This window comes from Acuticoccus sp. (genome assembly GCF_965213555.1).
GTDB lineage: Bacteria > Pseudomonadota > Alphaproteobacteria > Rhizobiales > Amorphaceae > Acuticoccus.
In genome coordinates this window covers 1683458-1695583 of record NZ_OZ243890.1, presented here as the reverse complement: position 1 = coordinate 1695583, position 12126 = coordinate 1683458, and the positions used below count along the sequence as shown (strand labels likewise).

General features: G+C 72.0%; 11 protein-coding genes. 4 read left to right on the top strand and 7 right to left on the bottom strand.

What is annotated here, in order from left to right; genetic code table 11:
• Window positions 1-6: 6 nt before the first annotated feature.
• A complete protein-coding gene (locus ACOOE8_RS08175; protein WP_420394329.1) occupies window positions 7-792 on the bottom strand; it encodes an aspartate/glutamate racemase family protein in 786 nt (261 codons plus the stop codon).
• Window positions 793-874: 82 nt separating this feature from the next.
• Between ACOOE8_RS08175 and ACOOE8_RS08170 the strand changes: the two genes are divergently transcribed.
• Entirely contained in the window at window positions 875-2248 is a 1374-nt protein-coding gene (locus ACOOE8_RS08170; RefSeq protein WP_420394328.1) for an MmgE/PrpD family protein, read from the top strand.
• Window positions 2249-2255: 7 nt separating this feature from the next.
• Complete coding sequence (locus ACOOE8_RS08165; RefSeq protein ID WP_420394327.1) at window positions 2256-3638, top strand: dihydroorotase; 1383 nt, start codon at window positions 2256-2258, stop codon at window positions 3636-3638.
• 398 nt (window positions 3639-4036) lie between these two features.
• On the opposite strand, the gene ACOOE8_RS08160 is transcribed toward ACOOE8_RS08165, so the two are convergent.
• The 3 genes from ACOOE8_RS08160 to gyrB all read right to left on the bottom strand — a co-directional run bounded on the left by ACOOE8_RS08160 (window position 4037) and on the right by gyrB (window position 7783).
• Window positions 4037-4363, bottom strand: a complete 327-nt coding sequence (locus tag ACOOE8_RS08160; RefSeq protein ID WP_420394326.1) for an ArsR/SmtB family transcription factor — start codon at window positions 4361-4363, stop codon at window positions 4037-4039.
• A 225-nt stretch (window positions 4364-4588) separates the two neighbouring features.
• Complete coding sequence (locus tag ACOOE8_RS08155) at window positions 4589-5206, bottom strand: BA14K family protein (protein WP_420394325.1); 618 nt, start codon at window positions 5204-5206, stop codon at window positions 4589-4591.
• Window positions 5207-5344: 138 nt separating this feature from the next.
• Entirely contained in the window at window positions 5345-7783 is a 2439-nt protein-coding gene (gene gyrB / locus ACOOE8_RS08150; RefSeq protein WP_420394324.1) for a DNA topoisomerase (ATP-hydrolyzing) subunit B, read from the bottom strand.
• Window positions 7784-8022: 239 nt separating this feature from the next.
• On the opposite strand from gyrB, the gene ACOOE8_RS08145 reads away from it, so the two are divergent.
• The gene (locus ACOOE8_RS08145) at window positions 8023-8727 is read left to right on the top strand and encodes a phosphatase PAP2 family protein (RefSeq protein ID WP_420394323.1); all 705 of its coding nucleotides are present in this window, start codon (window positions 8023-8025) and stop codon (window positions 8725-8727) included.
• A gap of 17 nt (window positions 8728-8744) precedes the next feature.
• On the opposite strand, the gene ACOOE8_RS08140 is transcribed toward ACOOE8_RS08145, so the two are convergent.
• Genes ACOOE8_RS08140 through ACOOE8_RS08130 form a run of 3 tightly spaced genes read right to left on the bottom strand, consistent with a single transcriptional unit; the run spans window position 8745 to window position 11385 of the window.
• Entirely contained in the window at window positions 8745-10340 is a 1596-nt protein-coding gene (locus tag ACOOE8_RS08140; RefSeq protein ID WP_420394322.1) for an NTP transferase domain-containing protein, read from the bottom strand.
• On the bottom strand, window positions 10337-11032 hold the full coding sequence (locus tag ACOOE8_RS08135; protein ID WP_420394321.1) for an XdhC family protein: 696 nt from the start codon (window positions 11030-11032) through the stop codon (window positions 10337-10339). The genes ACOOE8_RS08140 and ACOOE8_RS08135 overlap by 4 nt, the downstream gene beginning before the upstream one ends.
• A complete protein-coding gene (locus ACOOE8_RS08130; protein ID WP_420394320.1) occupies window positions 11029-11385 on the bottom strand; it encodes an XdhC family protein in 357 nt (118 codons plus the stop codon). Before ACOOE8_RS08130 ends, ACOOE8_RS08135 begins: the two co-directional genes overlap by 4 nt.
• 78 nt (window positions 11386-11463) lie before the next feature.
• Between ACOOE8_RS08130 and ACOOE8_RS08125 the strand changes: the two genes are divergently transcribed.
• Complete coding sequence (locus ACOOE8_RS08125; protein WP_420394319.1) at window positions 11464-12126, top strand: exopolysaccharide biosynthesis protein; 663 nt, start codon at window positions 11464-11466, stop codon at window positions 12124-12126.

Here is a 12126-nt window from a genome sequence, read left to right as displayed (position 1 = left end):
AACCCTTCACCGCGCGCCGGCGGACGCCGCCGCCTCGACCTGTGCGCCCGCGAGCGCCATCGCGCGCAGGACGTCCGGCTTCGGCGCGGGGGAAGCGGGATGGGCGGCGCGACTGTGGGTGAGGCCGAGGCCGAGCACCGCCTCGGCGAGCTTGTAGGTGAGCGGGCCGGGATTGATCACCGGCACGGGGAGCGCCGCGGCCAGGTGCGCGTGCGCCTGGTGCATCGTGGTGGAGCCCAGCAGGATGACGTCCGCGCCGTCCTCCTCCACGCAGCGGCGGGCGACCGCCTCGAGCGCCGGCAGCACCTCGGCCTCCTTGCCGACGAGGAGCGCCTGGTTGTCGGGCGCAGCGTCGATCCAGCGGATCGAGGCGCATGCGTGGGCGACACCGAGCTCGGTCAGCGTCTTCGTGTAGAGGTGACGCCAGTGCGGCCACATGGCGAGGATCGAGAAGCGGTGGCCGAGGAGGAGCGCCATGAGCACGGAGGCGCGGCCGGGCCCGATCACCGGGATCGCGAGCTCCGAGCGCAGGGCCGCCAGCCCCGAATCGCTCATCGTGTCGATGCACACCGCGTCGTAGCCGCGCTCCTGCGCCGACAGTCCCGCCTCCAGCGCGCCGAACTCGGCGAGCGTCATGTCCGCGGCGCTGACGTAGTTCTTGGGGGCGACGCGCACCGACTCGAAGTCGAACGCGATGTCCGGACCGAGCTCCACGGCATCGAGCTGGGCGCGCCGGTGACCGCGGTTCTCCTCGCTCATCGGGAAGGGCACGATCACGAGGACCCGCTTCATCGCTCACTCCTGCACGGCTTGCGCGGGCGCGCCGCAGGGGACACGTTCGCAGCCCAGCCCCGTTCGGACAAGTGAGGCGAGGATGGATCCCCTCTCGACGGTCGCCGCCTTCGCGGCCGACACTCCCTCCGCCGCGCTGCCGGACGAGGTGCTGGAGCGCACCGCCCTCATCCTGGCGGACTGCATCGGCGCCATCGTCGGCGGTGCCGCCGAGCCCGACGTCGCGGCGCTGACGGCGCGGCCGGGCGTCGCCGATGGCGGCACTGCGCTGGTGATCGGGACGACCCGAACGGCGAGCCCTGGCCACGCCGCGCTGCTCAACGGGACCGCTGGCACGACGCTCGAGATGGACGAGGGCCACCAGTTCGCCAAGGGGCATCCAGGCATCCACGTCGTGCCGGCGGCCCTTGCCACCGCCTCCACCCGCGAGGTCTCGGGACGCGACTTCCTCGCCGCCATCGCCATCGGCTACGACGTCGCGGCGCGCGTCGGCCTCGCGAGCGCGCTGCGACCCGCGATGCACCCGCACGGCACGTGGGGGGCCATCGGTGCCGCCGTCGCCGTCCAGCGCATCCTCGGCGCGGACGCCGCTGCCATGCGCGAGGCGATGAACATGGCGGCAAGCCTCGGCCTCACCACCTCGCGGCGCACGATGCTGGAGGGCGGCACCGTGCGCAACGCCTTCGCCGGCGTCAGCGGGCAGATGGGCATCCTCGTCGCCGACCTCCTCGCCGCCGGGTTCACCGGCGACCGTGACGGCGTCGGACAGGTGTTCGGCCGCGTCGCGTCCGACCGGTTCGATCCAGCGGCGATGGTCGAGGAACTCAGCACGCGCTGGGAGGTCACCCGCAACTACTTCAAGATGCACTCCTGCTGCCGCTACAATCACGCAGCCCTCGACGCGCTCGCCGACATCCGTGCCCGGACGCCTGAGCTCGACGTGAAGAGCATTCGGCGGATCGACGTCGCCACCTACGCCCTCGGCGTCGAGCTCGACGAGCCCGCGCCGGCCAACGTCCTCGCCGCCAAGTTCTCGTTGCCGTTCGCGCTGGCGACGACGCTGGTCAACGGCTCGAGCGGGGTGGAGAGCTTTACCCTCGCGAACGTTGGGGACCCGGCGATCCGTGCGCTCGCCGCCCGCGTCGCGCTGGTCGAGGATCCGCAGATGACCGCGCGCCTGCCGGATCGGCGACCGGCGTTGGTCGCCGTGAGCCTGTCGGACGGCCGTACCCTGTCCGCCTTCACGGAGACGAACCGCGGGGACTGGACCGACCCCTACGCGCCGGCCGAGATCCGCGACAAGTTCGTCTCGCTCGCGACGCGCCTGTGGCCCGAGCGGGCCGCCATTGCGGTGTGGAACGCGACGCTCGCGCTCACCGAGGCCGCGGACGCGGGGGGCCTGCTCCAGCTCATGGCGGACGCCCCGCGGCCCCAGTCGCGCATGGCGATCGCATGAGCGCGCGATGAGGGCGGATCTCAAGCTCGCCGGCGGAGAGGCGTTGCTGCCGTCGGGCCTCGCGACGGTGGACCTCCTGATCGCGCACGGGCGCATCGCGGCGATCGCCGCGCCCGGCTTCACGGAGGCGACTGAGGCCGTCGACGTCACCGGCCTCACGCTGCTGCCCGGCGCCGTCGACGCGCACGTCCACCTCGGCCACAACGCGGACATCGCACGGCCGCGCGTGTCGCAGGACGCAGCGACGGAGACCGCCGCCGCCGCGCTCGGCGGCGTCACCACGATCGTCCCTTACATCATGAGCGCCGAGCCCCATCTTCCGGCGTTCGACGAGATCGTCGCTGTCATCGAGGCTGGCGCGCGGATCGACTTCGGCCTTCACTTCGTCATCGCGACGGAGGAACAGCTTGCCGAGGTTTCCGGGCTCGTCGCCCGCGGCGCCCCCACCGCGAAGCTGTTCATGAACATCCGCGGCGACGAGGGCGCGCGCCTGGGGCTGCCTGGCACCGACGACGGCTTCCTGCTGCACCTCCTCGAGCAGCTGGCGACCCATGGCGGGATGCTGTGCCCGCACCCCGAGAACATCGAGCTCGCGTGGGTCCTGCGCCGCCGCGTGACCGAGGCGGACCCGAACGGCGCGGCTGGCCTCGTCGCGTGGAACGACACGCGCCCGCCGTTGGTGGAGGCCGAGGCGCTGATGCGCGCCTGCTACCTGGCGCGCATGGTCGGTGCGCCGGTCCACGCGGTGCATACCTCCTCGGCGGAGGCGCTGGACGCGGCGCTCGCCCAGCGCCGCGCCGGCACCAACGTCAGCATCGAGACGTGCCTGCACTACCTCACCCACGACGTGGGGTGCGGCCTCGGTGCAATGGCCAAGGTCAATCCGCCCCTGCGCGCGCCATCCGACCGGGAGGCGCTGTGGGCGGCCGTCGCGCGCGGTGACATCGACACGGTGGGCACCGACCACATCCATCGTCCCCTGTCGTCGAAGGACGGCGGCATCTGGCAGGCCCAGCCCGGCTTCCCCGGCCTCGACGTGTTCCTGCCAGCGCTCCTTACCGAGGGTCTGGCGCGGGGCGTCCCGCTCGCCCGGCTGATGGAGATGGCGAGCGACGCGCCAGCGCGTCGCATGGGCCTCGAGGCCAAGGGCATGCTGGTGCCCGGGGCGGACGCCGACATCGCCGTCGTCGACCTCAAAGCGCCGTTCACCGTCGAGCGGGACGGGCTCGCCACCGACGCGAACTACTCGATCTTCGAGGGGCGACGGATGGCGTGCTCTCTCGTCCACACCCTGTCGCATGGCCGCTTCGTGTTGCGCGACGGCGCCTTCGTCGACGACGGCGTCGGGAAGGGCCGCTACGTGCCCCGTCGCCTCGTCCATCCCGACTGATCCGTCGGGTGCAGCGGACGAGCGCGACGATGTCGAGGCCAACCCCTTGCGCACCGATGTTGCGTCGCGGCAGATCCACGCGCGCGGAGCGGCTTGGCGAACCCGTCGCCCTGGGGATCGCCTCCACCTGAGCGCCGATGCTCGCTCCGACGCCGTCGCTGGGCAGGATGATGCTGCGCGCACGTCAGCCCTGTCCGCCGCGCCGCAGCCTGCGAGGGTCGTCCGGCCCCGCAGCCCTCGAGCACCACCGGAGGTCGCGACCCATTGCACGTCGCCGGAGCGTTGCGACGCGCCTGGGTTGTCGTAACCGAACCTGTCGGGCCATCCCACGCGTCTCGGTTGTCGATCCGAGGCCCCGGGCGACGAACGCTCGATCGACGAGCGTTCGTCGTCGACCTTTAGGCGTGGAGGGAGAGGGGGCGTCCCCGCTCGGCAGGACGATCCGGCAGGATGGTGATGCGCTGGCCCAGCCAGTCCCCGATGACGTCGAGCGCCTCGGGACGAACCCTGATCATGCGACGCTGCCGATCGATCCGCCGCTCCACGATGCCTGCAGTCTCCAGCACGCGCAGGTGCCGTGAGATCGCCGGCGGCGTCACGCTGAAGGGGGCGGCGATCGCGCCGACGGGCAGCTCACCGTCGTCGAGAAGGCGGTTCACGATGGCGAACCGGGTCTCGTCCGACAGCGCGGCAAACACCGCGAGGATCTCGTTCGTCTCGGTCATGGCGCTCTGCCCTCCCGCACTGGTTGCGACACACACGTTTTAGTATGCTTCCGTCTCAAATGCAACCTAAGAAACAGGGCGTCGCGTGCATTTCGAGCATGTTGATTGAGCAATGCGTTCAACTTAAGGCAGTCATGGCGATTGGCAACAAAAAAGCCGGCCCGAGGGCCGGCTTGGTTCGATCCGTCGCGGTGCTTCGCTGTCGCGAGGCTTGCCGGGCGATGGTCAGGGCAACCGGCAGGTGTGCCGAACGCCGTCGTAGCCGAGGAACGTCCCGTCGCTTGCCCGGAACGAGCGGTACTTGCGGTCGCATTGACGGTACCATTCGGCGCTGTAGGCGGCGGGGAAGCCGGCGTAGTACCCCGAATTGTAGCCGTAGGACGGGCGCGCCACGCTGCCGGCGATCGCAGCCGCGGCGCCACCGATGATGACGCCAGCGAGGACGCCGCCGAAGTCGTCGTAGTACCGACCGTCGTCGCGATAGTGATAGTACCGGCCGTTGCGGTAGATGCGGGGCCGAACCACACGCCCACGCCGAAAGTCGCGATCGGTGCGGCGGCGCACGAGGTCACGCGTGCGGCGGTTCTGCCGTCGCACGAGGTTGCGTGTGCGACGGTTCTGCCGCCGAACCTGTCGGCGGGAGGCACGCTGAGCCACTTCGACGCCCTCGACCGCGGCGTCAGCCGCGGCGACCGGCGCCGCGAGCGTCGGCACGAAGGTCATTGGAGTCGGCGCACCGGTGGTAGGCGCCGCGGCGGCGCCGCCGGCAGGCAGCGCCATGCCGAGCGCAGCGCACAGGCCCGCGAGGGCCCCGGTACGCCGCAGTTTCGTCAAGATCATCATGGTCCTCCGGATGAATGGAGCCGCACGGGCCACTCGGCGGCACGGCCTTCGATGATGCACCAATACATGCTTCACACTGAACGCCGTTTGAACATCTTGCAGGCGCCATCGTGCGACGACACGACGACGGGCCAGCGGTCACACGTCGAGGTTGGCGACCTGCAAAGCGTTGTCCTGGATGAACTCGCGGCGCGGGTCCACCGCATCGCCCATCAGCCGGGTGAACACGCCGTCGGCGTCGTCGGCCTCGGAGATGCGCACCTGCAAGAGGGTGCGGGCGTTGGGGTCGAGCGTCGTCTCCCAGAGCTGGTCGGCGTTCATCTCGCCGAGGCCCTTGTAGCGCTGGATGGACATGCCGCGCCGGCCGGCGGCGAACACGTTGTCAGCGAGGTCGCGCGGGCCGTGCACCCTCACCTCCCGATCTTTGCGCCGCAGCGTGGCGGCCCGGCGGTAGGTCTCGGCCAGGTGCGTGCCGTGGCTCGCGAGGCGCTTCGCATCGGCCGAGGACAGGAGCGCCCCGTCGATGAGGGCGTGGTCCTTCACGCCGCGCACGGTCCGCTCCACCGCGATGCCCCCGTCCTCGGTGGCGACGCCCGTCCAGCCAGCCTCGAAGTCCTCGGCGACCGCGTCCAGCCGCTCGGCGAGCTCCTGCGCGAGGCGCGCAGCGCGCTCCGGGTCGGCGAGCGCCTCGGGGTCGAGCGCCCCGGCGATCGCTGCCTGCTCGATGACCGTGCGGTCGTAGCGCGAGTGCAGCCCGCCAAGGATGTCGGCGATCTGCCGCGCGCGCACGGTGACGTCGGCGAGGTCCGGGCCGACGAGGACTTCACCGGAGGCGAGCGTCAGCGAGGTCTCCTCGAGCCCGGCGCTCGTCAGGTAGTCCTCCAGCGCGTCGTCGTCGTGCAGGTACTGCTCGGACTGCCCACGGCGCACCTTGTAGAGCGGCGGCTGCGCGATGAAGAGGTGCCCGCGCTCGATGAGCTCCGACATCTGACGATAGAAGAAGGTGAGGAGGAGCGTGCGGATGTGCGCCCCGTCCACGTCCGCGTCCGTCATGATGATGATCTTGTGGTAGCGCAGCTTGTCGGGCTGGAACTCGTCCTTGCCGATGCCGGTGCCGAGCGCGGTGATCAGCGTGCCGATCTCGTTGGACGACAGCATCCTGTCGAAGCGCGCCCGCTCCACGTTGAGGATCTTGCCGCGCAACGGCAGCACCGCCTGGTTGGCGCGGTGCCGGCCCTGCTTGGCCGAGCCGCCCGCCGAGTCGCCCTCGACGAGGAACAGCTCGGACTTCGCGGGATCGCGCTCCTGGCAATCGGCGAGCTTGCCCGGCAAGGACGCCACGTCGAGCGCCCCCTTGCGCCGCGTGAGCTCGCGCGCCTTGCGCGCCGCCTCGCGGGCGGACGCCGCCTCGATCACCTTGGCGACGATGACACGCGCCTCGGAAGGATGCTCCTCGAGCCAGGTGGACAGGCCCTGGTTGACGAGGCTCTCCACAACCGGACGCACCTCGGAGGACACGAGCTTGTCCTTGGTCTGCGAGGAGAACTTCGGGTCGGGCACCTTCACCGAGAGGACGCACGTCAACCCCTCGCGACAGTCGTCCCCCGTCGGCGTCACCTTCTCCCTGCGCGAGGCGCCCGCCTGGTCGGCGTAGGAGGTGATCTGCCGGGTCAGCGCCGCGCGGAAGCCGGCAAGGTGGGTGCCGCCGTCGCGCTGGGGGATGTTGTTGGTGAAGGTGAGGACGTTCTCGTGGTAGGTGTCGTTCCACCACATGGCGACCTCCACCGTCACGCCGTCGCGCGTGTCGGAGAAGGTGATGGGGGGCATGAACAGCGGCGTCTTCTGGCGGTCGAGCCAGCGCACGAACGCGGTCAGCCCGCCGTCGTAGAGCATGACCTCCTCGCGCTGCTCCACCCCACGGTCGTCGATGAGGCGGATCGTGACCCCGGAGTTGAGGAAGGCGAGCTCGCGCAGGCGACGCTCCAGGATCGCGAAGTCGAACGTCGTCTGAGTGAACGTGCGCGTCGAGGGGAGGAAGCGGACCTCGGTCCCGTGGCGGCCGCCCGCCTCGCCGATCACGGCGAGCGGCGCCTCGGCGACCCCGTCGCGGAAGCGCATGAAGTGCGCCTTGCCGCCCCGCCAGATGGTGAGGTCGAGCTCGGACGACAGCGCGTTGACCACCGACACGCCGACGCCGTGCAGCCCACCGGACACCTTGTAGGAGTTCTGGTCGAACTTCCCGCCGGCATGGAGCTGGGTCATGATGACCTCGGCCGCGGAGATCCCCTCGTCGGGGTGGATGTCGGTGGGGATGCCGCGGCCGTAGTCCGTCACCGTCACCGAGCCGTCGGCGTTCAGCACCACCGTCACCGCGTCGTTGTGGCCGGCGAGCGCCTCGTCGATGGCGTTGTCGACCACCTCGTAGACCATGTGATGGAGGCCCGACCCATCGTCCGTGTCGCCGATGTACATGCCGGGCCGCTTGCGCACCGCGTCGAGGCCCTTGAGAACCTTGATGGAGCCGGCGCCGTAGTCGTCCACGGACGGAGGGTCGAGGCGGTGGGATTCGTCTTGCATGCTCTTCCGTGTGGCTGACGCCGGCGACGGTTGGCGACGAGGACGTCCCGTCGTCGGCCGGACACTTTATATATAGGGGGCACGCGGGAGATGGAAGGATCGGCGGGCGCACTGAGCGCGCTTGCGATGCATCGGCTGAGCAGGTTGCCGGCGTCAGGCCGAGCGCTAGGTCCACCTCCGCCGTCCATCGTAGCGAGTGAGGTAGACCCATCGACCATCGTTCAGCGCGCGGATCGGCCGTGGCACGGCCGGCGCTTGCCCGACGGTCCGAGCCGCTCGCGCTCGGCATCCTCCTGCTCCTCACGGTGTGTGCGTGGGTGCTCGCCGTCCTCGGCGGGACGGTGCTCGAGGGGCGGGCCTTCGCGTTCGACGAGGCGCTCCTCCTCGCGCTGCGCGAGCCGGGCGCCCTCGACGATCCGATCGGTGGGCGGTGGCTCGAGGAGATCGCCCGCGACGTCACCGCCCTTGGCGGCTTCGCGCTCTTGACGCTCGTCACCGTCGCGGTGTCGGGGCACCTGTGGCTTTCGGGCAAGTGGCGCTCGATGGTGTTCCTCGTCGCCGCCGTCGTCGGTGGTGCGCTGGTCTCCACCGCAGCCAAGGCGCTTTTCGACCGACCGCGGCCGGAGCTCGTCCCGCACGAGGTGCTCGTCACCAGCGCGAGCTTTCCGAGCGGCCACACGATGCTGGCCGCGGTGACCTACCTCACGCTGGCCGCCCTCATGGCGCGGGTGGAGACGCGGCGGCGCATCAGGCTCTACCTGTTGACCGTGGCCCTCGTCGTCACCGTGGCGGTGGGCGCCTCGCGCGTCTACCTCGGCGTGCACTGGCCCACGGACGTCATCGGCGGATGGGCGGCGGGCACGCTGTGGGCCCTCCTGGCCTGGCTCGTGGCACGTCGGCTCGGCCTCGCCGGCCGCATCGATCCGGAGCCGCCGGAGCGCTGATCCCTTTGAGCTGAGCCTCAGGCGCCGCGGTGCCGGCGCACGTCGGCAAGCGCAGCCGGCGTGTCGGCATCGAGCCGCGCCGCGGCGCCGATCTCCACGCTGGCGAGCTGATCGGCGTAGCGCGACAGGAGGGCTCGGCCGCCGGCGTCGCCCTCGGTTGCCATAAGCTCCGGAAACAGCGCCCTCGACCAGGCGACGGGGTTGCCGCGCGCGCCCTCGGCGGTGGCGATGGCGATGAGGACGTCGGGCGGCGACAGCACGGCGAGCACGGCGTCGCAGTCCGCCCCGGTGACGAGGGGCATGTCGCCGAGGAGGACCAGCGCGGCGTCGGCCTCGGCCGGCAGCGCCGCGAGGCCCGCCCGCAGCGAGGTGGACAGCCCGTCCGCGTGCTGCGCGTTGTGCACGAAGGCGACGTCGAGCCCCTCGATGGCGTCGTGTACGCGCTCGGGCTCGTGTCCGGTCACCACGACGACCGGCGCCGCGCGGCTCGCCAGCGCGGCCCCGACGACGCGGCGGACCATCGGCACGCCGCCGACCTCCTCGACGAGCTTGTTGGCGCCCATGCGGGTGGATCGGCCGGCTGCGAGCACGAGGGCGGCGGGCCGCGTCGCCGGGCCCACCACGCCGCGACGGGGGCGCGGACGCGCTGCGGTCTCCGTCAGCAGACCACCGACGCCCATGGCGGCGATGTCGTCCGCGCCCACCGGGATCCCGGCGAGGCAGCGGTCGAGCACGAAGTCGAACCCGTTCTCCTTGGGCGAGCGGGCGCAGCCGGGTGCGCCGACTACCGGGCGCCCGCCGAGTTCGCCGAGCACGAGGAGGTTGCCCGGGTCGACCGGCATGCCGAAGCGCACCACGCGCCCGCCTGCGGCCCGGATCGCCGTGGGGATGACGTCGTCCTGGTCGACGACGGCGGAGGCGGCGAAGACGACGATCGCCTCCGCCTCGTCCGCCTCGGCGAGCGCCGCGGCGACGGCCTCCGTCACGTGCGCCACGCGCCTGTCCGAGGCGATGGTGGCGCCGGCCCCCTCCAGGCGGCCGGCGAACACGCCCAGCGTCTTCTCGACGACGCTCGCCTTCAGCGTGGGCAGCAGCGTGGAGATCGCGGCGACGCGCGAGAGGCGCCACCGCGCCACCGTCAGTGGCGGTGTGCCGACCGATGCGAGCGCCGCCTCCAAGCGAGCGCGCGGCGTCGCGAACGGCATGATCTTGACCGTGCCGACCATCCGACCCGGGGCGACGCGGCAGAACGGCGACAGCGTGGCGAGCGTCAGCGCAGGATCGACGGCGTTGAGCCGGTTCACCGCCGTGGCATCGACCCTCAGGAGCCCCGCCGCCTCGGCGAACAGGTTCGCGCGGCCGGTGTCCGCCTCGCCGGCGCGGACCCCCTCGCCCGCGACGGCGGCGGCGAGCGCCGCGGCCGCCTCGTCCTCCGCGACGTCTTCGGGGCCGGGCCGCGCGACGGTGACCTCGTCGAGGCCGGCGTCCGCCATGGCCGCGAGGTCCTCGGACTTCAGCGTGCGCCCCTTGCGAAGCACGCCGTCCGCGACGCGCTGGGAGTGGGCGAGGATCGCTCCCCCCGCCTCGGCGAGCGGCACGCGGCCGAACCTCACGCCGCCGCACGCGCCTCGGCGAGGCGCGACGCCCCGCGTAGCGCGGCGATGATCTCGCCGAGCACCGCCACGGCGATCTCCGGCGGCGACGACGCCCCGATGGCGAGGCCGATGGGGGCATGGATCCGCGCGATGTCGGCGGACGCGACGCCGGCCGCGCCGAGCCGCTCCACGCGCCGGCCGTGCGTCTTGCGGCTGCCGAGGGCGCCGACGTAGAACGAGCCTGCAGCGAGCGCCGCGATCAGCGCGGGGTCGTCGATCTTCGGGTCGTGGGTGAGCGTGGCGACCGCCGTCTCGCGGTCGAGCGCCATGAGGTCCGCGTCGGGCCACTCGGCGATGAGGCGGTGCGCGCCGAAGCGCTCGGGCGTCGCGAAGGCGCCGCGCGGGTCGATGATGGTGACGTCGAAGCCAGCGGCCTCGGCCATCGGCGCCAGGGTCTGCGTGATGTGCACCGCGCCGACCACGACGAGGCGCGGCGACGGCCTATAGACGCGCACGAAGACGCCATCCGCCTCCTCGCGGCCGGAGCGCGCTGAGGCGAAGCGTGCGGCGAGCGGCCCGGCCAGCGGATCGCGCGCGGCGTCCTCGGCCAGCACCAGGCGGCCCGGGCCACCGCCCAGCGGCGTCACCGCCGCGCACAGGCGCCGTTCGGCGCGCGCGGCGTTCAGCGCGGCAAGGTCGGCGAGCCTCACGCCGCCCGCTCGTCCGCCGGGGCAGGCTCGAGGGGCTCGACGTAGACGCGGATGGTGCCGCCGCAGGACAGCCCCACCTGCCACGCTGCCTCGTCCGCGACGCCGAACTCCAGGAGCTTGGGCGGCGCACCGTGCGCGATGTCGACGGCCTCCGCCACCACCGCGCCCTCCACGCAGCCCCCAGACACCGAGCCCTCGAACGCCCCCTCTCCGTCGATCACGAGGTGGCTGCCGACCGGACGGGGCGCGGAGCCCCAGGTGTCGACCACCGTGGCGAGGGCCACCCGGCGGCCTTCGCGGGCCCAGCGCTCGGCCACATCAAGCGGATCGTCGCGCATCCGATCCTCGGCCATCGTCGATCCCCCCGCGGCATGAACGCCGAGCCCCTTCGAATCGTTAGGTTCTCGGTGGCGGCCGCGCAAGAGACGAACATGGTGACCAAGGACGGGACCGGGGGGGCTTCGACGGGCGGCGACGACGGCGCTCGCGCAGGCAGCGGAGGAGGCGGTGGCGGCGATCAGCCCCAGGACCTCGTCAGCCTGCTCGACCGCATCAAAGCGGAGACCGAGGGCGACACCGTCTCCATGGGCGACATCGTCGAGGCGGTGGGTCGGCGCTCTTTCGGTCCCCTGTTCATTGTGACCTCGCTGCTCGCGATCCTGCCCACCGGGGCGATCCCCGGCATGAGCGTGCTCACCGGCACGATCATGCTGTTCCTGTCCGTCCAGCTCCTGTTCGGCGCCAATCGGGTCTGGCTGCCGGGGTTCGTCGAGAAGCGCGGGCTGCCGCGGGACAAGCTCGTCGAGTCGCTCGACAAGGTTCGGCCTCGCGTGGAGGCGGTGGGTCGCTACGTCGGGCCGCGCCTCGAGGTGCTGCTCAACCCGCCGGTCTTCCAGCTCGTGGCGATCGTCGGTGTGCTGGTGTCCCTGTCGATGTACCCGCTCGCGGTGGTCCCGTTCGGCGCGTTCCCCGCCGGCGTCTCGCTCCTCGTCATCGGGCTCGGCCTCACCGTGCGTGACGGGCTCGTCATCGCGATCGGGCTCGTCGTGGCCGCCGTCGGCCTCGCCGCAGCGTGGTACCTTTGGCCCTACTGA